Origin of the sequence: Xenorhabdus ehlersii, from assembly GCF_003610465.1 — a bacterium.
In the GTDB taxonomy this organism is placed as follows: Bacteria; Pseudomonadota; Gammaproteobacteria; order Enterobacterales; family Enterobacteriaceae; genus Xenorhabdus; species Xenorhabdus ehlersii.
On record NZ_RAQI01000002.1, the window covers coordinates 345627 to 367411 of the forward strand.

The 21785-nt window shown below is 42.0% G+C and carries 17 protein-coding genes and 2 pseudogenes; 14 read left to right on the top strand and 5 right to left on the bottom strand.

Annotation, left to right across the window (positions count from 1 at the left end; genetic code table 11):
- The first annotated feature begins 9 nt into the window (after nt 1-9).
- The 11 genes from tssM (at nt 10) to BDE27_RS07550 (ending at nt 16608) form a co-directional block, all read left to right on the top strand.
- A complete protein-coding gene (gene tssM, locus BDE27_RS07500) occupies nt 10-3681 on the top strand; it encodes a type VI secretion system membrane subunit TssM (RefSeq protein WP_099132272.1) in 3672 nt (1223 codons plus the stop codon).
- A gap of 49 nt (nt 3682-3730) precedes the next feature.
- Entirely contained in the window at nt 3731-4813 is a 1083-nt protein-coding gene (tssA, locus tag BDE27_RS07505; RefSeq protein WP_099132273.1) for a type VI secretion system protein TssA, read from the top strand.
- A gap of 95 nt (nt 4814-4908) precedes the next feature.
- Entirely contained in the window at nt 4909-5439 is a 531-nt protein-coding gene (gene tssB, locus BDE27_RS07510; RefSeq protein WP_099132274.1) for a type VI secretion system contractile sheath small subunit, read from the top strand.
- Nucleotides 5440-5442: 3 nt separating this feature from the next.
- Nucleotides 5443-6945 (top strand): type VI secretion system contractile sheath large subunit, encoded by a 1503-nt coding sequence (gene tssC / locus BDE27_RS07515; RefSeq protein ID WP_099132275.1) that lies wholly within the window; start codon nt 5443-5445, stop codon nt 6943-6945.
- A 176-nt stretch (nt 6946-7121) separates the two neighbouring features.
- Nucleotides 7122-7613 (top strand): Hcp family type VI secretion system effector, encoded by a 492-nt coding sequence (locus BDE27_RS07520; RefSeq protein ID WP_099132276.1) that lies wholly within the window; start codon nt 7122-7124, stop codon nt 7611-7613.
- 131 nt (nt 7614-7744) lie between these two features.
- Nucleotides 7745-9310, top strand: a complete 1566-nt coding sequence (locus tag BDE27_RS07525; protein ID WP_099132277.1) for a type VI secretion system-associated FHA domain protein — start codon at nt 7745-7747, stop codon at nt 9308-9310.
- Nucleotides 9311-9327: 17 nt separating this feature from the next.
- Nucleotides 9328-9882: a type VI secretion system baseplate subunit TssE gene (locus BDE27_RS07530; RefSeq protein ID WP_099132278.1), complete on the top strand. Its 555-nt coding sequence runs from the start codon at nt 9328-9330 to the stop codon at nt 9880-9882.
- A gap of 144 nt (nt 9883-10026) precedes the next feature.
- On the top strand, nt 10027-11904 hold the full coding sequence (tssF, locus tag BDE27_RS07535; protein WP_099132279.1) for a type VI secretion system baseplate subunit TssF: 1878 nt from the start codon (nt 10027-10029) through the stop codon (nt 11902-11904).
- Between the two features lie 10 nt (nt 11905-11914).
- Nucleotides 11915-12970 (top strand): type VI secretion system baseplate subunit TssG, encoded by a 1056-nt coding sequence (gene tssG, locus BDE27_RS07540; RefSeq protein WP_420882893.1) that lies wholly within the window; start codon nt 11915-11917, stop codon nt 12968-12970.
- 63 nt (nt 12971-13033) lie between these two features.
- The gene (gene tssH, locus BDE27_RS07545; RefSeq protein WP_099132281.1) at nt 13034-15670 is read left to right on the top strand and encodes a type VI secretion system ATPase TssH; all 2637 of its coding nucleotides are present in this window, start codon (nt 13034-13036) and stop codon (nt 15668-15670) included.
- A 23-nt stretch (nt 15671-15693) separates the two neighbouring features.
- Nucleotides 15694-16608, top strand: a complete 915-nt coding sequence (locus BDE27_RS07550; protein WP_167450563.1) for a serine/threonine protein kinase — start codon at nt 15694-15696, stop codon at nt 16606-16608.
- Here the strand turns inward: BDE27_RS07550 and rimJ are convergent.
- Entirely contained in the window at nt 16603-17190 is a 588-nt protein-coding gene (gene rimJ, locus BDE27_RS07555; RefSeq protein ID WP_099132283.1) for a ribosomal protein S5-alanine N-acetyltransferase, read from the bottom strand. The genes BDE27_RS07550 and rimJ overlap by 6 nt on opposite strands.
- A 175-nt stretch (nt 17191-17365) precedes the next feature.
- Here rimJ and BDE27_RS07560 point away from each other — a divergent pair.
- Nucleotides 17366-18084, top strand: a pseudogene (locus BDE27_RS07560) (MFS transporter); the annotation flags it as partial.
- 35 nt (nt 18085-18119) lie between these two features.
- Here the strand turns inward: BDE27_RS07560 and BDE27_RS07565 are convergent.
- Complete coding sequence (locus tag BDE27_RS07565) at nt 18120-18449, bottom strand: type II toxin-antitoxin system RelE/ParE family toxin (RefSeq protein WP_099132284.1); 330 nt, start codon at nt 18447-18449, stop codon at nt 18120-18122.
- Nucleotides 18424-18654, bottom strand: a complete 231-nt coding sequence (locus BDE27_RS07570) for a TA system antitoxin ParD family protein (protein WP_099132285.1) — start codon at nt 18652-18654, stop codon at nt 18424-18426. The genes BDE27_RS07565 and BDE27_RS07570 overlap by 26 nt, the downstream gene beginning before the upstream one ends.
- Nucleotides 18655-18898: 244 nt before the next feature.
- Here BDE27_RS07570 and BDE27_RS07575 point away from each other — a divergent pair.
- Together BDE27_RS07575 and BDE27_RS07580 are read left to right on the top strand one after the other, a co-directional pair.
- A pseudogene (locus tag BDE27_RS07575) lies at nt 18899-19285 on the top strand (MFS transporter); the annotation flags it as partial.
- Nucleotides 19286-19353: 68 nt separating this feature from the next.
- On the top strand, nt 19354-19917 hold the full coding sequence (locus BDE27_RS07580) for a lipoprotein (protein WP_099132286.1): 564 nt from the start codon (nt 19354-19356) through the stop codon (nt 19915-19917).
- Nucleotides 19918-20011: 94 nt separating this feature from the next.
- On the opposite strand, the gene BDE27_RS07585 is transcribed toward BDE27_RS07580, so the two are convergent.
- Together BDE27_RS07585 and ghrA are read right to left on the bottom strand one after the other, a co-directional pair.
- A complete protein-coding gene (locus BDE27_RS07585) occupies nt 20012-20554 on the bottom strand; it encodes a TorD/DmsD family molecular chaperone (protein ID WP_099132287.1) in 543 nt (180 codons plus the stop codon).
- An 84-nt stretch (nt 20555-20638) separates the two neighbouring features.
- Entirely contained in the window at nt 20639-21586 is a 948-nt protein-coding gene (gene ghrA, locus BDE27_RS07590; protein WP_099132288.1) for a glyoxylate/hydroxypyruvate reductase GhrA, read from the bottom strand.
- Nucleotides 21587-21785: the final 199 nt, after the last annotated feature.

A 21785-nucleotide genomic window follows, 5' to 3' on the forward strand; every position in this document is an offset into this window, starting at 1 on the left:
AATTAAGACATGCTGAATGCACTTTTTTCTATCATCACCAGCCGGTTAACATGGAGTTTTCTTGGAGTAACGGCTATTTCTTTTTTCATCTGGTTCATTGGTCCCATTATTTCTATTGGTAATAAGTTACCTTTTGAAACAAAGACAATACGAATCATTACCATTGTTTCTTTTTACTTGCTCTGGTTATTAGTCAAAGTAATGCCGCGGTTATACCAATCATGGCTTAACCAAAAGCTGGCCAAGAAATTGAATATCACTAAAGATGAAAACGAAGAAAATAAGCAGAATGAACAATATATTACATTGGCAGAACGTTTCTCTGATGCTGCCAGATTATTGAAAAAAGCCTATTTTTCTGGTTGGTATAATAAAAACAAACCGGGCTGGATAAACTTTTTCAGCCGACAATATATATATCAATTACCCTGGTATCTGGTTATCGGTGCCCCCAGTTCAGGCAAAACTACAGCCCTGACAAACTCTGGCCTACATTTTCCTCTGTCAGACTATCTGGGTAAATCCGCACTGTACAGTATGCAAGACATGAATAGCTGTAGCTGGTGGTTCACCAATAAAGCCGTTCTACTAGATACTACAGGTCGCTATGTCACACAGGATAATTTTCACCAACAGGAGGCTGAGGAATGGAAAAATTTCATCCGACTGTTGAAAAAATACCGGATACGCCAACCACTTAATGGAATTATTATCACTATTAGTGTGGAAGATTTACTCAATCCATCCACTGAAAAACGGGATCAGCAGGCTTATATGCTGCGCAAACGCCTGTCAGAGTTACATGAACAACTTAAGATACAGTTCCCTATTTATATCATGATCACCAAGACTGATTTATTAAAAGGATTTAGTGCTTATTTTTCCCATTTTGACAAAAAATCCCGTGAGCAAATTTGGGGATTTAATTTCCCATGGAATAATTCTTCACGGGGCAAATGGAATAAAGGTCTTGATTTTGATTTGAATGAAATTCTTAATCAACAATATAGCCAATTAGAATTGCGGTTACATGCTGAATTACCTTCTATTCTCTTAAACGGACACAATTCACAACAATGTGCCGAAAGTTATTTGTTCCCGCAAGAATTTGCATCCCTGCGCCCGCTGATCGCACAATATCTTGAAATCGTATTCGCAAAGTCGGGATTTGAAATACCCTACTATCCACGAGGGCTCTATTTTACCAGTGGAACACAAACAGGATTTCCCTTTGACAATGTCATGGAGAAATTTAACCGCAATTTTCAGTTACCAACAAATAACAATAGTGAGGCCATGTCATGGGAGAATAATAAAGGAATTGTTCATCCTACCCCGACCAGCCAGGCTTACTTTATAAAAAATTTACTGGAAAATATCTTCAATGAAGCGGGAATTGCCGGTTATAACCGCTGGTGGATATACCGCAAACGCTTTCTGGGAGGGTTGGGATATGTTGTTTCAGTGGCAATACTGGCATTGGTGGCTAATTTACTTTTGACCAGCTACAACAATAACAAAGATTATCTGATGGAAGTGCAAGCCAGATTTCCAGCCATTGCAAAACAAAGCACTGACTTAAAGAAAAACGCCAATGATATTTATGCGTTGCTTCCTATTTTAAACAGTTTGGTTCATTTAGATAAAAGCCAACGTTTTTCCTTAAATGATCCTCCCTTATCCTATCGAATGGGGTTGTATTGTGGTGAACAAATCAGTGATGCCAGCCGTTTTCTATATAGAAAAGCACTACAAACATTATTGTTGCCCCAGATAGCAACAATCATCACTAACCAGATGCATGATGACAATCACGATGACATAGAGAACACCTACAATACACTAAAGGCTTATCAAATGTTATACCAGCCTAAGCATTATGATGGTAAGTTTCTGCATAACTGGGTCATGCAATATTTGGAAACCCAATTAAAAGCAGACACAACCCAACAGCATTTGCAACAAATCGAGGAACATATCGGCCAATTGTTAGATAACCAGGTTGTCACATCCCCTTTCATTCGTGACGACGCTCTGATCGAAAAAAAACAGCAATTAATTAGCAGAATCCCACCAGCACAACGTGCTTATAATTATATGAAGGACAAATTAATCAATGATCCCAATTTAGCTCCCGTAAATCTGGAATCACTTGCTGGCCCCCAAGCTGAATTGGCTTTCTCACGCATCAGTGGCACACCCATTACAGATGGTATATCGGGGATGTTTACCCCTGCTGGTTATCAACAAGGTTTTGAAAAAAAACTCAATACTTTTCTAACAACCTTATATTCACAAGACAGCTGGGTGCTTGGTAGCTATGCCAAAAAGCAAACCGATAAGGAAATAAAATCCTCCGTTAAGCAATTTTATATTAACGACTACATATATCAGTGGACCGAGTTTCTGGCGGATATTGGTTTGAGAAATATCGATAGCCTGGAGCAACGGATCAACACTTCACGCCTGTTGTCTTCTTTTGGTTCACCTATGCGTAACCTTTTAATTAATATCAGTAAAAACGTTATACTGAATGAAAGTAGCAATAATATCAGACAACTCAACAATATTGTGAAGAGCCGTGTTGTGAAGAACCAATCAGATAAGTTAACGAAATTAGTGCCCAAACAAATAATGCCAGATAATAATCAACCTACACCAGAACAAGAATTAGAAGAATATTTTTCACAAATTATTGCGTTAGCAAAAAGACCAAATAAAAACACCCAAAGTATCCCCTTTGATAAGACCTTAAAAGACATTGGCGAGTTATACCTTTATTTAACCTCAGTACAAAATGCAACCAATGCGGGAATGCCCTTGCCTCCTGGTCAGATTATCACGCAGCTACAAGCAACATCAGCCCTCCTGCCTATGCCGTTCAGGAGCATAGTTTCTTCACTCGCAGTTGGAGCCAGTAGCGATACCCAGCTTAGTGACATGAAAAATGTCGGTAAGCATCTCAGTACAGAAATCGGCAGTTTTTGCAACCAAGCGATTGCCAATCGCTATCCGTTGAACCCTAATGCAAGGCAGGACATCAAGCCCGATGACATGGCACGAATGTTTGCCCCAGGAACAGGCTTAATGGACAGTTTTTTCCAGAAAAGTTTAGTGGGTAAAGTCGATACGGCCCTCCCAAGATGGCAATTTATGCCCGGTGTGAATGGCAAGCCCTTGCCAGGGGGGGAAAAGCTGCTTAAGCCTTTCCAACAGGCCCAGATTATCCGCAATACGTTATTTACCAACGGAACCCCAACGCCATCATTCCGCGTCATGGTTCGTCCTATCAACATGGGTAACGATATATTGAGTATGGTGCTCGATGTAGATGGACAGATATTAGAATACAGTCACGGCCCGCAACTTTCACAACTCATTAGCTGGCCTGGCCCTGCCAATATCAATCAGGTTCGTATTCAATTGAACCTAACTAATGGTACAACCGCAAACTTATCAACGTCAGGTTTCTGGGCACTAAATCGATTGCTGGATCATGCAAAACGTACCTGGCGTGGTAAAACAGAGAACCCAACCAATATCGGTGATATGAGCTTATGGGCAAGATTTAATATTAGTGGTCATACTGTCTTGCTGGAATTTACCCCGAACAGCATTTTTAGCCCGTTTAATCTCCCTGCTTTCTCGTGCCCAAATCCAGAACTGTTTCAAGCAGCATGATTGATATCCTTACGGTGAACTTGTTAACTGAATATAAGCTGAAAATACCATGAATATTGATGCCTTACTCACCCCAATCAGTGTGGAATTTCCTTGCGGGGAAGACCTCGAATACGATGATGAATTTCTGGCATTAGAGCAGAACCTAATCGAAAAGCCGGAACAGCAGTTTGGTGATGTACTCATCCCTGCTGAGCCACCCAACTGGATAGAGGTGGAAAAAAAAGCCACTCACCTACTGTCCCGTTCCAAAGATCTGCGTGTCATCATCGCCCTTATGCAAGCATGGTTAAATATTCGAGGAGTATGTGGGTATGCCGATGGACTGAGTTTACTACGCCAAACCCTGGAACGTTATTGGGAAGATGTGTGGCCAAAATTAAAGTTTAATGGTGAATATGATCCCTTATTCCGCCTAAACACGCTGGCCATCATTGAAGATGGTTCACCATGTACGATAAAAGCTCAAAACTCGATTCTACTCAGGAGTGCTTCAACGGAATTGTCATTACAGGAAATTTGTTTACTGCTTAATGGTACGGTAACCGAAATCAAAGATTATACTGGCGGACGCACTAGATTAATTAACGAATTACACCAACAATCTAATAGCCCTGAAATCTTGGCAATCATCACCATTCATGAGCAACTTACTGCCTTGATTGAAATTATTCGCCATAATTTATCCGACAATTACATACCCGAATTGCCACAGTTTTTAAAACAGTTGGATACCATCATCGGATTTTTTCCCATACATAAACCAGGAACAGGTATTCCGGGGCATTCTGGCGGCACAAGAACATTTGAGTCCGAACCTATGCAACAAAACAGCGCAGCGGAGCAAATAACTTCCCCAACCACAATCCTTGAGTCCCTTGAAAAAGGGGCATTTTCCCATTGGCGAGAAATCGAAGTCAGTAACCGTGATGATGCACGCATTTTATTAGAAAAAGCTAAAACTTATTTTCTTCAACATGAGCCAAGCCATCCTGCGCCTATGATGATTGACCGCATCCTACGGCTGATTGACAGTGATTTTATTAATATCATCTACGATCTTGTTCCTGAAGGATTAAATCAGCTTGAGAGCGTTTTTGGTCGCCCCAATAACCCTGATGTGGTGGATTAAATTAGTCGGAATATGTGTACGTTACTTACCAAATTGCGGCTTAAAGCTAAAAAGGGTATCAACTTAGTTATCCAGACAATAACGGAGAATGTGTTATGAAATCCAGTGGACAAAAATTTATCGCACGGAATCGCGCTCCTCGCGTACAGATTGAATATGATGTCGAGCTTTACGGTTCAGAGAAGACGGTTCAATTACCATTTGTTATGGGGGTTATGGCTGATTTAGCAGGAAAACCTGTAGAAGCCTTGCCAGATGTTAATGATCGCAAATTTTTGGAAATTGACATTGACAACTTTGATGAACGCATGAGATCAATCAAACCGCGAGCCGCCTTTCAGGTTGAAAATACCCTGACTGGTGATGGTAAGCTGAATGTCGATTTAACATTTGAAACTATGGAAGATTTTCAACCTGATGCTATAGCCAAAAAGGTCGAGCCATTGGCGCAATTGCTGGAAGCACGCACCCAACTGGCAAACCTGCTTTCTTATATGGACGGCAAAAATGGCGCAGAAAAACTGATTGCCGAGATATTGCAAAACCCCGCTCTGCTCAAATCCTTGGCTGAAACACCAAATCTTACAGATAGCGCTTCAGCAGAAGGTAATGAAGATAAGGAGTAATTGATGAGCCAAATTGAACAAGAAACCCAGATTCAACAGGCACAGGTAGCAAAAGAATATACCCCTGATGAACTAAGTACATTGCTGAATAAGGAGTTTCGTCCGCAAAGTGATCATACCCGTAGTGCCGTTGAAAATGCGGTGAAAACACTGGCACAACAAGCGTTGGAAAACACGGTCACTATTTCTGGCGATACCTATCGTACTATCCAATCATTGATTGCTGAAATCGATACCAAGATATCACAACAGGTGAACCATATTCTGCACCATGAAGAATTCCAGACCTTGGAAGGATCTTGGCGTGGTTTGCATTATATGGTAAGCAACACAGAAACCGATGAAATGCTGAAAATCCGTGTGATGTGCATTTCCAAGAAAGAGTTGAGCAACATACTAAAACGTTTCAAAGGTGTTAGTTGGGATCAAAGCCCAATTTTCAAAAAGATCTATGAAGCGGAATATGGTCAATTCGGTGGCGAGCCATTTGGCTGTCTGGTGGGGGATTACTATTTCGACCATACCGCACCGGATGTTGAACTTCTGCGCCAGATGGCACAAATCAGTGCAGCAGCACACTGCCCATTTATTTCAGGCGCATCACCAAGTGTTATGCAAATGGAATCCTGGCAGGAATTAGCGAATCCACGGGATCTCTCCAAGATTTTCCAAAACACTGAATATGCGCCTTGGCGCAGCTTACGTGAATCAGAAGACGTGCGTTACATCGGGTTGGCACTACCGCGTTTCCTTTCCCGTCTCCCCTATGGCGCCCTCACTAATCCCGTTGATAATTTCAATTTTGAGGAGAATACAGAAGGTCCAACGCATAATAACTACACTTGGGCAAATGCCGCTTATGCTATGGCGGTTAATATTAATCGTTCTTTTAAACTGTATAGCTGGTGTACTTCTATCCGTGGTGTAGAATCCGGTGGTATCGTAGAAAACCTGCCTTGCTACACCTTCCCTTCTGATGATGGAGGGGTGGATATGAAGTGCCCAACGGAAGTCGCCATTAGCGATCGCCGTGAAGCAGAATTGGCAAAAAATGGGTTCATTCCGTTATTGCATCGCAAGAACACAGATGTTGCCGCCTTTATTGGTGCCCAATCCCTGCAAAAACCAGCAGAATACTATGATCCTGATGCGACTGCCAATGCCAACCTTGCTGCCCGTTTGCCCTACTTATTTGCCTGCTGTCGTTTCGCCCATTACCTGAAATGTATCGTGCGCGATAAGATCGGGACTTTTCAGGAGCGTTCAGATATGGAACGTTGGCTTAATGATTGGATTATAAATTATGTTGATGGCGATCCCGTTAACTCATCACAAGGAACTAAAGCGAGAAAACCGCTAGCAGCAGCAGAAGTTCTGGTGGAAGAACTGGAAGGCAACCCAGGATACTATCAGGCTAAATTTTTCCTGCGTCCCCACTATCAACTGGAAGGTTTGACCGTTTCCCTACGCTTAGTTTCAAAACTCCCCTCACTAAAAGGAACCTAATATTAAAAAATTAAGGAATATTTTTTACCTATAGAACTTCTATCTATCCAAAACTTATTTACCCGTCTTTGAATTTCAATACGTATATACCTTTATGCATAGCACCAATATGTATTTATTGGATGCACTTGTTAGTTTCATTCAACTATTCAACTCTCTATATTAAGGAGAAAATTATGTCTATTCCGGGCATTGATGCATATATTAACTTTACTGATGTTAAAGGAGAATCAGGCGATAATGAGTTCAAAGAGTGGACGGCTGTCAGGTCGTTTTCACTTGAAGTAATGAACAATGTTAGTTCGCACTCTCAAGGTTCTGGATTAGGTGCAGGTATCGTGGCAGTTTCTGGTTTGTCTTTGGATATTTTGTTTGACAAGTCTACCATAACCTTGCGCCAATACCTCGTTAAAGGGACACATATCAAGGAAGTGCAACTTAAAGTACGTAGACAAGGAGGTAAACAAGAGCCTTGGTATACATTGGTTTTGACAAATTCCTTAGTCGCTCAATCCAGCCTGATATACGGGGATGGTGGTTTTTGTTCTTCTATCTTCCTGGCCTTCCAAAAACATAAAGAAAGCTATTTCTCTCAAGAATATGGCTCAGGCGCTAAAGGTGCCGAAGTCAGCTATGAATGGGATTCTTACGCCAATAAAGGCGGTTAACATACACAAATCACACATATTAATGGCCTTCCTGTGGATACTCACAGGAGGGCTACCTTTTCAATTTCATTATTTCAAAACGTAATTATCTCTTAATTCATCGTTATCTATAACAATAGGTATCCATACTTATGAGATTCACCATTGTTAATCACTCTGGCTCAAGCTCCCCCCCACAACTGAGTCACGATTTTTCTCCCCCTGGAGGCACAATCGGTCGCAGTACAGAAAATAACTGGTATTTACCCGATGACGGACAAGCAATTGCCAGATTGCAAGCCATTGTGTCTATTTCTGCTGACGGAGAATGCCGGATAAATAATCAAGGCTCTGCCTCTGAAGTTTTACTGAACATGATACCCTTGGCTCCCAATCGCCAAGTTGAAATTCGTGATGGTGATATGCTGAATATTGGCAATTATCAGATCCAAGTTATTGATATCAATAAGAACCCATTACAACAGGCGACCACCCACGGGATCAATGTTGGGCACTCGCTAACTGCCAATGAAACAAAAATTCCCAGTGAAATCTGGGACGTCATTGAACACATTTCAACCACTTCTGCTACCCCATCTTCTTCTGATTCACCCCAAGCTAAACCGGAAATAAACGACAATAACCCTCTGGTAACAAGCCAATATGATAAAGAACGCAACCCAATTGATCCATTAGCAGAAATTGAGCCAACAACCGATTTTGACGCTCTACAATTACGGGCAACAGATCCGATTGCCATGTTCAATTCAGATACCACTTTTCAACAAGAAGACATATTGGATGACCATACACCTACCACGTTATTGCCACATGATGAGGATGATCAAGATGATGATAAACAGGAGGTTGACCCACTGGCACTGTTTTCCGACAAACACATTAAGGCTGCACAATCCGCTAAAGATGATGATCTATTAAATCAAATATTGGATAACGCCATGCCATTGAAGGAACCGGCTAATATAGAAGAAACAGGAAAGGAAACCTTCCACGATTATGACCAAAATCAAGACATACACCATTACCAGGACACACCCGCTCATCAAAATACAAATAACCAAGATGCACACCAGCATCAAAACAATAGCGTCATCAAATTAGAAGGAAAATTACTGGCGGCGTTATTAGATGGTATGGGGCTAAAAGAGATCAACAGGCTGCAATTTGATGAACAAAAAATGTATCAATTAGGACTACTCGTCAGTCAGTTAACTCAGGGTATTATCACTCTCAACACCTTACGTACCCAACTGAACCACGAAACAAACGCAGCCATGCCCCAACCTCAGTCTAACGCCAACAACCCATTTAAACTTTTACCTTCTGGCCAGTCTATTTTGGTGCTGATGCTTTGTCATCATGTACCAGGGTTTATGCCACTTGAACTGGCAACCCGTGACATTTTGATCGAGTTGCAAGCACACCAATCGGGCATGATTGCGGGAATACGTGCTATTACGACAAATATATTGCATTTATTCCATCCCGCTACTCTTGAACGAAAAGCACAGGAAGACAATTACTTGCCGCGTTTTTCTTTGTCATTGGCTAACAACAAAGCCTCAATGTGGGAGTACCTCATCAAACATTACCAAGAAATAGAGAAAGAGTTTAAACAAGACTCTTTCCTGTTTGGTGAAAAATTCCTGCATGCCTATGAAGCAGAAGTTAACCGATATAAAAACTCCCAATTATAATAGCGAATAAGTGAATCATGAACGAGAATATAACTTTATTGCATGGTGGTTATCATAGTCGGAATAACGCTACGCGTATTACTGCCAAAGATAGAATGTTACCTTCTTTATTTGACAGACTCACCGATCATGAACCTGATAAAAAACAAGAAACAATCAGCAATTACATGCTGTCGCACACGGCCTTAAGACAAAATCTCCTAAGGGATTTGCAATGGTTACTCAATAACATCAACAGCGAATACTCGGAAGATCTCACCCCTTTTCCAGAAATTCGCCATTCTGTGTATAACTTTGGTTTGCCCTCCTTAGCAGGTGAATGCATATCTGAAATAGAATGGGGGAATATCCAGAACAGAATCATTACAGCCATTCATATATTCGAGCCACGTATCATTCCCGATGGGCTGGAAGTCAGTTGTATATCCGATCCCCATACATTACCCCTATACAACACTTTATCCATAGAGATAAAGGGATTGTTGTGGTGCGTTCCCTGGCCACTGGAATTCCTGTTCCGCAGTGATATCGATCTTGAAAACGGTTACTTCACTATAAAAGAGGCTGGGTGACCGAGCTGAAAAAACGCCATCCGGCCTATGTGACCATTCCTTAACTTTTAACCACAAGGGTGAATGCAGAAAGATTGCTGAGGCAAGAGTAACGATGACAAAGTCATTTTTGTCTTGCAAACGAGATGCGTTCATATAAGGAATATGGATAATAAACTACTTGAATATTATAACCGTGAATTAGTGTATTTACGGGAAATGGGTAAAGAATTTGCCAAACTCTACCCTAAGGTTGCCAATCGCTTAGGAATGCATGGCATTGACGTTGTTGACCCCTATGTTGAACGCCTGATGGAAGGGTTTGCTTTTCTGACTTCCCGCATTCAATTGAAAATGGATGCGGAATTCCCCCACTTTTCCGAGCAATTACTGGAGATACTGTACCCTAACTATTTATCTCCTACACCTTCAATGGCAATCGTCGAACTCAAGCCAGATACCAGCAAGGGAGATATTAGCCATGGATTTTTAGTGCCGCGAGGCACAATCATGCACTGCCAAACATTGAAAAAGGATGGGATCAATTTCCACTACACCACCACACAAGATGTCACCTTACAGCCGCTGCATCTAAAGAACGTTGAACTTGGCAGGATCCCCGCTAACCTTCCGCTCGTGGCACTGAACCTTCATCAATATGGCGCCGTCAGTGCATTGCGCATTCACCTTGGCTGTCAAGGAAAATTTTTTCTCAATGAACTGGATCTCAGGAAACTGGTATTCTTTCTTTCCGGGCCAGATATTCAATCCCAACGGTTGTTGGAACTGATTATGGAACATTCTGTTGGCATAGTATGCCAGACGCTTGGTGATACCCCCCAATATCAGGTCTTGCCCGATATATTCCCGCATCATGAAGGATTTGATGATGATCAGTCATTACTACCCAATGACTCGCGTAATTTCAGTGGCTATCGACAGCTCCAGGAATATTTTGCTTTTCCGGCACGCTTTCAATTCTTCAGTATCAGTAGCATGGAATCTTTACTAAAACAGACAAAAGAAAAGAGTGAATTTGAGTTAATACTGCTTTTGGATCAAACCGACTCCGAACTGGAACGTTTGGTGGATGCCTCTTATCTGGCCTTGAACAGTACACCGGTAATTAATTTATTCCCTAAAATCACGGAACGAATCTCGGTGGAAGAAAGTACCAGTGAATACCATTTAGTTGTCGATAACATTCGTCCTCTGGATTACGAGATTTTCTCGGTACAACGCCTGCACGGCGCAAACATCAAACGTAAAGAAACACAAATATTCAGGCCATTTTGGTCTACTCTCAGTGATGACAATGGTAATTACGGCTCTTACTTTTCTGTGCGCCGTGAACCCCGTATCTTATCTGAACATACCCGTCACTACGGAACCCGAACCAGTTATGTTGGAACAGAATCCTTTGTCTCTATTGTTGATGAACAGAACTCCCCGTGGCTCAATGAGCTAAAATTCCTGACCGCTGACGTCATGTGCACCAACCGTGACTTATCCGCGATGTTGCGCCAACAGGATCTCAACAGTTTTGTCATGCTAGATTCGATTCCAATCAACCAAATTGTATTTCTCAAAAGACCCACCATTCCACGTCCTGCCTTAGCACAAGGCCCAACCTCTTGGAAACTAATTAGCCAGCTTCAACTTAATTATCTGAACTTCATGGATAAAGATGACGAGCAAGGAGGTACTCAGGCATTACGACAATTGCTGAGCTTATATGCCAACCTTGCAGAGCCAGCCGTCGTCCGCCAGATTAATGGCATCCGACACAGTTCATTAAAAACGATTTATCGGCGGGTTCCTGAGCCTGGTCCGATCGTCTTTGCCCGTGGTGTTAGTATTAGAATTGAAGTGAATGAACAAGAATTTGCAGGAACCAGCCCCTGGCTGTTGGGTAGCGTATTGGAAAAGCTCTTCTCACGACTGGTCACCATGAACTCCTTTACTGAAATGACGCTATATAGCCAGCAACGCGGCAATATCGGATTTTGGCCTGCCCGTATGGGCAACAAGAATTTGCTATAACAGGCAAGAAATGAATATGATGCAAAAAAATTCTATTTCTATTCATCAACTATGCCGTTTGCCGGATAACTTTTGGCAGCAACTCACCCAAACCCCCTGGCAATTCGACTTATTTCAAACCCTGCGCCGTATAGATGCCCAATCTGGGGCAAGTTATATGCTAGGTTTTGCCCCATTACCGAAATATGATCTACTGCGGTTGGGACAAAAAGCTTCCATGATTTTCGCTCCTTCTACTATTGCGGAAGTCAAGCAGCGAGAAAACTCGAAGCTGTATGACATGCTCATTTACAGTTTTGGCTTGTTCGGTCCCAATGGCCCATTGCCACTACATATGACCGAATATGCCTATACACGACAATATAATTATCAAGATCCAACCCTGAATGCATTCGCTAACCTATTCCATCATAGATTAATACTGTTGTTCTATCGAGCCTGGGCCAATACTCAGCCAACCGTATCGCTCGATCGTCAGGATAATCAACGCTTTTGCCATTACTTCTCCTGTTTGGTGGGTATGGGTTTGCCTGCTCAACAAAAACCAGACACCCTCAATGATCACGCGCGTTATTTTTTATCTGGCCATTTATCCCGTCAAGGGCATAACGCAGAAGGGTTAGAAAAAATACTTTCCTGTTATTTCCATGTGCCGCTAAAAATTGTGCAAAATATTCCCCAATGGCTAAAAGTCGAAGTACAGGATCAAACCCAATTAAAAGCAGGACGCAACATGCCACGTTTGGGTAAGTCGGCTTTTTTAGGCCTTGCACTCTACGATATTCAACATAAATTTCGCATAAAATTGGGTCCGCTAAAACTGGCTGAATACAAGATGTTCTTGCCGGAAGAATCCAAATCAAGGCAGTTGCGTGACTGGGTTTATCAATATTTGGGGATTGAATACGCATGGGATGTCCAGTTAATTCTCCACCAGTCAGATGTAAAAGGGATTTGTCTGTCTGAACCGATAAAATTAGGACTAAGCAGTTGGCTTGGAAAAATTAAGCTGGATAAAAATAAACAACCAACCCATCGCGGGGATTTAATTTATAAGCCGGAATGATCCCCCTCTCTTGCCTGCAAAACAAAACTCAATCACTGTCAACAATACTACGGATTATACACTATGTCAGAAATCAGTCGTTCTGTGCTCTTCGGCAAACTTAACCGCATCCTGTTCACTTCCTTAGAGAGTGCCACCACTTTTTGTAAACTACGTGGCAACCCTTATGTTGAATTAGTTCACTGGCTGCACCAACTCATGCAGCAACAAAACAGCGATTTACAGCAAATTATCCGCCACTTTTCACTGGACGAATCTGCGTTGACTAAAGACATTGTTACAGCGCTTGATCGCTTGCCACGTGGAGCCAGTGCCATCTCTGATCTTTCCGAACATATTGATAATGCCGTAGAACGCGCTTGGGTATACGGGTCGCTGAAATTTGGTGTCAATGAAATTCGCAGTGCCCATTTTCTGATAGGCATATTGAAAACCTTTAACTTACGCAATGCACTGAGATCTATTTCTCCCCAGTTTGACCATGTGAATGCAGATACTCTACTCAACAATTTCAACGGCATCTGCAACGATAGCGATGAATCCCAATCAAATGCATCACAGGGCGCAACATTACAGGGTACGGCAAGTTCTTTCCCACAACAATCTTCTCTACAACAATCGTCTCTACAACAATATGGACAAGAACTGACTGCTCGCGCACGCAAGGGTGAAATTGACCCAGTATCAGGGCGTGATGAAGAAATTCGTCAGATTATTGATATTCTGATGCGTCGCCGCCAAAACAATCCACTGCTGACTGGCGAGGCTGGTGTCGGTAAAACCGCCGTCATTGAAGGGCTGGCATTGAAAATTGTAGCGAAAGAAGTGCCTCCACCTTTGCTGGATGTCCAGCTTTGGTTGCTGGATATCGGTATGTTACAAGCCGGTGCAGGTGCCAAAGGTGAATTTGAGTCACGTCTACGCAAAGTGATCGATGAAGTACAATCTAGCCCGACGCCAATCATTCTGTTCATTGACGAAATTCATACCTTGATTGGGGCGGGCGGACAACAAGGAACCGGCGATGCTGCCAACCTGTTAAAACCTGCATTAGCGCGCGGGCAATTACGTACTCTTGGCGCCACAACTTGGTCGGAGTACAAAAAATATGTCGAAAAAGATCCTGCCCTTACCCGCCGTTTTCAAGTCGTTCAAATTCATGAACCCAATGAAAATAAAGCGCTGCTCATGCTACGCAGTCTGGCCAAGGCATTGGAGCAACATCATCATGTGCTTCTGCTGGATGAAGCCATTGAAGCGGCTGTACGCCTTTCACATCGCTATATTCCTGCACGCCAATTACCGGACAAGGCTGTGGCCCTATTGGATACCGCTTGTGCCAGGGTTGCAATCAGCCAATATGCAGAACCCCCCCAACTGGAAAATTGCCGCCATCACATAGATGCATTGCAAATCGAGTTGGAGATTGCCGAACGGGAATTTAAAGTAGGCATCGGTGATAAACAACGTCCGGCAACTATTCTGAACGAACTATCTGTGCTGGAAGCCCAAAAAAACCAATTACAAGAACGTTGGGAGCAAGAACTTTCCTTGATCGATAGAATTATTTCTCTGCGAACACAATTAGACGCAAACCAATACGACAACTTTGAAGTAAAACATGCCGAATTGTCAGGGTTACAGCAACAATTGAAAACCTTACAAGGTGAAGAACCTCTTATCTTTGCTGCTGTAGACAGCAATATTATTTCTTCCGTTGTTTCAGATTGGACAGGAATTCCACTCAATCGTATGGTAAAAGACGAAATCGATGCCGTATTACAGTTGGCTGATACCCTTAGTCAACGTGTTATCGGTCAGTATCATGGATTAGAGTTAATTGCAAAACGCATACGCACTTCACGCGCCAAACTGGATGATCCCAATAAACCTGTTGGTGTATTCATGTTGTGTGGCCCATCCGGTGTGGGCAAAACTGAAACAGCTCTCGCCCTTGCCGAAACACTATATGGCGGAGAGCAAAACCTTATTACTATCAATATGAGCGAATTTCAGGAAGCGCATACGGTATCAACGTTGAAAGGAGCGCCTCCTGGCTATGTGGGTTATGGTGAAGGTGGTGTACTGACGGAAGCTGTCCGACGCCGCCCTTACAGTGTGGTCTTGTTGGATGAAATAGAGAAAGCCCACCCTGATGTGCATGAAATTTTCTTCCAGGTCTTCGACAAGGGTTGGATGGAAGATGGCGAAGGGCGCCACATCGACTTTCGGAATACTATTATTATCCTGACATCCAATGTCGGGGCTGATTTGATCAGTTCATTGTGCATCCAACAGGACACCTTACCGGAACCAGAAAAACTCAGTACGGCATTGCGTAAGCCATTATTAAATGTGTTTCCTGCCGCCCTGTTGGGGCGATTACTGGTGATTCCTTACTCCCCATTAAGTAATGAAGTGATGATAAATATTGTGCACTTACAATTGGAGAGGATTAAAAAACGTCTGTTGGAAAATCACGGAATTACCGCAACATTCGATGATGTCATGGTCGAGCATATCGTCAGTAGGTGTACAGAAATTGAGTCAGGTGGACGCATGGTTGATGCTATTCTGACAAATACCCTACTACCGCAAATCAGCCAGCAACTGCTTTCCGCCAGTGCGCATGATGAACAATATCATCAGCTTCGGGTTTCTCTTGAGCAAGGTGAATTTCAATGTCAATTCATGGATTAAGCAGATAACAAGGGATTACCCATTTGCAGAATTTTCACAGGACACATATCGGTGGTAACATTGGCTTTACACCCCCTCTTCCAATCGGATACTGCCTCAATGAATTTGAAATCGAAGAAGTCATTGGCAAAAGCCGCGGCAGTATTGTGTATCGTGTTTGGGATCACCATCTCAAGCAATCTATTGCTATCAAAGAATATACCCCTCACTCTTTTGCTATACGCCGGCAAGATATGAAACTCAACTTACGAGGAAAAAAGTTAGAAAAACGATTTTATGCTGGGTTGCAAAATTTTATCCGTGAAGCCCACTTGATGTCCTGTTTCGAACATCCCTGTCTCCCCCGCTTTCTGCGCTTTTGGCAACAAAACTGTACCGCATATATAGCCGCTTCCTTTTACAAGGGAATGACATTAAATAAATTGAGGATAAAACACCCACATTTCATCAATGAAAATTGGCTTGGCCAGATACTGTTTCCCTTGTTGAATGCACTTGATTCTCTCCATCAAAGAAATTATTTACATTACGATATTTCCTTGGACAATATTTTGATCCAAGAGAGTCAATCACCGATATTGCTGGATTTAGGATCTACCCGCCAAACAACAACATGCTTGTCTGATGATACAGAGATAACCATTCGATCCGGCTTTACTCCCATTGAGCAATACACTAGCAATGAAGAAAACCAACATGGACCTTGGACAGATCTCTATGCGTTGGGGGCAGTACTCTATACTTTGATTGTGGGTAACCCCCCTCCGGTCAGCATCGTGCGCAATCTTGAAGATAATTATCAGCCTCTGGTCAAGCTGCGTCCAGCGGGATATTCCTTACCGTTTCTGCATGCCATTGACTCTGCCCTGGCAATAAAACCCTCAAGACGGCCACTGTCTATATCCGAATTCATTGCTATTTTTTCAACAAGTTTATAAATTCAAATTACCCCAAGAATCATCAATCAGTGATGTCAGCACATGATCCTGCCAAACTCCGTCAATCATTAAATAGTTCCTGGCATAACCTTCTCGTTCAAAACCTAACTTCTTAAGTAAATTTCCACTGCGATGATTATGTGGCATGTAATTAGCCATAATGCGGTGCATTTTTTGGTGGCGTTGCATATAACGGATTGTCGGTTGCAAGGCTTCATACATTAACCCTTGACCTTGCCATTTTTCGCCCAAAGAATAACCAAGGTAACAGGAATAAAACGCTCCCCGTACAACATTAGTGAAATTAGCAATCCCCATCACTTCATTTTCATTAGGATCTAATAACAAGAAATTAAATGCCGATCCCTGCCGCTGTAATTCCGCAATATAATTCAGCCTATTTGTCCATCCAGAAGGTTGATAAAAACTACCATCTCTTGTCGGTTCCCATGGCTTAAGAAAATCTTTATTTTCTGCATAATATTCAGCTAGTCTATAGGTATCCCGTTCATACACCACACGAACAACCATTCTATTCGTAATAAAGCGAATCTTGGGAGATGTAGAACGATAACCAAACATGTTTTCTCCTGATATTTACCTTGGAAAATTTATTAAGTAATTTAGCGTTTACGGCATTTTTAATCACCATCTGACGATAAAAAAATATCATCTATATCCCTCTACCTTAATACTCAAATTAAGTCCAAAATAACAAAGTATTCACATTTATCTTTTCATATTTCAATGGTGCAAAATGTCATTAGTTTCACAAGCGCGTAGCTTGGGTAAATATTTTCTTTTATTTGATAATCTGTTAGATGTTTTAGGATTTTTTGTTGTTTTTCCCCTAATTTCTATTCGTTTCGTCGAACAACTTGGCTGGGCTGCCGTTATTGTTGGTTTTGCACTCGGTCTGCGTCAACTGGTACAACAAGGGCTGGGTATCTTTGGTGGTGCTATAGCGGATAGGTTCGGTGCCAAGCCCATGATACGGGTATGTTACTTCGGGCTATGGGTTTTGCCTTGATGGTCATGGCATTTGAGCCTTGGATCTTACTCCTTTCCTGCATCTTATCTGGATTGGGCGGGACATTGTTCGATCCTCCAAGGGCTGCATTGGTCATAAAATTAACCCGCCCTCATGAACGTAACCGTTTCTATTCGCTTTTATTGATGCAAGATAGTGCAGGTGCCGTCATTGGTGCACTGATAGGAAGCTGGTTGCTGCAATATAATTTCAATATTGTCTGCTGGATTGGTGCAACAATTTTTGTACTGGCCGCTCACTTTAACGCTTTGTTTCTGCCGGCATACCGTATCTCAACAATTCGTACACCAATCAAGGAAGGTATGGGGCGTGTGATTAGAGATCGGCGGTTTTTTTATTACGTACTGACATTAACCGGTTATTTTGTCCTATCAGTACAAGTTATGTTGATGTTTCCGATCATAATCCATGAAATTTCCGGTACAGCTACCTAATACCGCGAGTGCGAGGGCCTTATGTGTTATTTAATAAACTTCAAATCGTCTTTCCTGTGTCGCTTTTGTTCCTGATAGAAATTTTTATGAGAACCAAAATTCAACAGGTATAGTTCTATTTTTTCTTCAACCCAATGATATCCCAACAATGTTAGCTGGTTATTTAACTGAAATTTGTGAACACGAAGAAAACTTAAATCGCCTTTCTTCTGTTCGCCAATCTCGGGGTCGTCGATAATTTTCTCTATCTCATCTTCCACTACTGCAAGAAGATTTTCAGGTAATTTAGATAACGCTTTAGAGAAACGCCTTGTTTCATAAACATCAATCTTAGGACTTTTTTGTCCTTCTGACATAACGCGACACCTTACTATTGTCGACTTCGCTTTTCGCTAGTAACGAATCAAGGATAAAGGAGTATGGCAAATCTGGGTTATCTTCGGCGATGCGACCTATTTTTGCCCAATGCTCGATTTGCTTTGGCACACTCCTGCTTGACGCTTCTGCGTGGATTTTTACATCACTCACGAAGTCATCATCTAAACGGATACTAATAGCCATCTGCGTATTCTCTCTGCGGGATTTGTATTACATGCGATGTGAGACGCATACGCCTTCGGAAGCGCACTTATAATATGCGCCATTTTGTCAAATAATGCAATCTTTTGTCGCGTTAAATGATTGTATGGTTGCGCGATATGCCAGAACCACTTGAATTTGTTCCGTTATGGGAATTCCCATATCGAATGAATATCAATTAGTTAGGATTGCAGATACGAAAAAGGCCAAGATTTACTTAGCTTAGGAACAACGCCTAATGGCAGGTCTGTTTTTAATGAGTCTTTGCATGTTCCCAATAGGTTGGGTCAATCAACTGCACCTCATATTTGGCCTGATTTGTCTGTTCTATCTGGGCATGGTAACAGCAGAGCCGGCACGTGAAACCCTGAGTGCTTCACTGGCTGATCCACGGGCACGCGGTAGTTACATGGGATTCAGCCGACTGGGGCTGGCATTAGGAGGCGCGTTGGGCTATACCGGCGGAGAGTGGCTCTATGATGCAGGCCACGCCTTGAATATACCGCAATTACCGTGGCTCCTGCTGGGATTGGTGGGCTTAGTTACCATTTATGCCCTGCACCATCAGTTCAACCAGAAGAAAATTGAACCTATCATTATTAGCAAGCATTAATCATATGATGAGCTAATTAAGTAATAATTAGTGTAAGATCTGCTCATTGAAAACAAAAGGAGACAACAATGAGAAGATTTTTCTTAGGGGTAATCTTGCTACTGACAGGATTAATCAGCGGCTGTGATCAATTCAAGGAAGTCAGTATTAACGAAGGTTTGCTGAATGATTATTTATTAAAAAGAGTTCATTATCAAAAGCAAATTAGCCTGCCCGCGGCGACCAAAGCCAATATCACACTAGGAGATTTGACCAGTCAGATCGGCCGCCAAGATCTAGAAAAAATTGAATTATCGACTCTGGCAAAAGTTCAATTAGTGACCTTACTGGGAACGGTTCATGCTGATATGAAACTGACTATTAGGGCTAAGCCGATATTTGATGCGGAAAAAGGCGCTATTTTCATTAAGGGATTGGAAATCGTAGACTACCAAACCACACCAGAAAAAGTCGCCACGCCAATTAAAACGTTACTCCCTTATTTGAATGTGTCTTTAAGTGAGTTTTTTGATGCACACCCGGTTTATGTTTTAAATCCAGAAAAAAGCAAGTCTGAAGCTGCTGCTTTAAAATTAGCCAAAGGCTTGGAAATTCAACCCGGTAAATTGGTTATTGATTTGGTTGATAAATAATTTTCATTATCGATAAAATAGTAAGGGCGGGTTATTAAATAACCCGCCCTTACTTATTATCGCTATTTACCGATTGGCTTATCTATATGAGTTGTCACTCTACTTCCAGCTCTTCACGTAACGCTTGCAATGCCTCTCGAGTAATAATCACCAACGTCCGATAAAAACCGCTGGTCGCATGGGCTTCAACTTTACCAAGAAATTGCCCACACCAAGGCAACAAATATTCATCAAACAACTTAATCTGGGCCTGGACTTCATCCTCTGCGGCCTGATCTTCCAACCATGATGCAGCCAACAATAAGGAGCCAAATTGATCAGCAGGGATATCAGTCAAAGGCATGCCTCGCTCCACCAAAAACTGGCGTACTTCACTTTCATCTTTATCAGTATAATCAGAGCGGCAGACTGCAACGCCCGCAGACGCTCCAGTAAACAAGGCATGATAATCGGCTTCAACCACCGATAACTCACTGTTTTTCTGTAACCTATCCAATAACTCATCCTGATCCAAAGGCCACAATGGTTTCAATTTTCCCTCAGTAATCATGGTGATTACAGGTTGCAAAACAGGATCTTTTGGTGCCCGGTTAAACAATGTTCCCAATATGCGGCAGACAACAGAAAATTCGTTCATGGTTTAATTCACCCCCAATAACTTACCTAAATAATAAATATTTGTTATTGTCCCTAATCGTCTGCCTTGCTGTAAAGCGACTTATTAATAACCAAAGGTCATATCAACAAGGCCAATGGGTGATTCACCTTTTTCCATTCGTCGAATATTGTCACAAATCATATCCATAGCTTCATCAGGAATAGTCTTAGCCGCGATATGTGGAGTGATATTAATGCGTGGATGAGTCCAGAAAGGATGCAAATTTGATAGTGGTTCTTCAACAAATACATCAAGGGTCGCACCAGCCACATAACCTTTATCAATGGCTGTCAGCAAATCTTGCTCTACCAATTGAGCGCCTCGTGCAATATTGATCACATATGAGCCAGATTTTAACTGCCTGAATAATGAAAGATTTAAGAGACCACGAGTCTCTGGCGTATCCGGCAGGATATTAATCAATACCTTACATTCAGAAAGAAAGTCATCTAATTGTGCTGTCCCATAAAAATTCTCAACCTGATCAATTTGTTTTGGCGTTCGGCTCCAACAACGAACGTTGAAATCAAATTCTTTCAATTTTTCAATAACGCTACGCCCCAAAACGCCTGCCCCCAAGACACCAATAACAAACTCTTTTCGATTATGGGAAGGCATGGGATTCCAAAGACGCTGTGCTTGATATTGTTTATATTCATCCATGCGGCGGAAATAATATAAAACTGAGGAAACCGCATATTCCTGCATTTGCTGTGCCATGCCCGTATCTTCAAGACGTATTAGCGGTATTCCCTTAGGCAATGTCCCCGGATTTTCTAATTCTTGTTGAAGAATGGCATCCACTCCAGCCCCAAGTGAAAATATCCCTTTGATATCCTGGCGGTTAGCTAACATTTCATAGGGAGATAACCAAACTAAAGCATAATCAGCAGGGGCGTTATCACCACTAATCCATTGCCGGACGTTAGCCTCAGGTAATCTAGCGTGTATTCCCTGAATCCATTTATCGCAATTAAAATTGGGGGAAGAGTGAAAGAAAATGATGTTCATAAAATCTCATTCCTTTTTGTTTTTCTAATAGGGTTAACTTATTGCCGAAAAGGTTGCAAGCCTCCAATTAGGAAGGTGGGAATGAAAATATTGATAATGTTATCTGGTTAACAAATTTGCCATGATTCGTTGCAACAAAAAAAGCACTTTTATTCCCGTAATTGACTACCAGCCACACAAATTGTTTTTTATTTGTCTA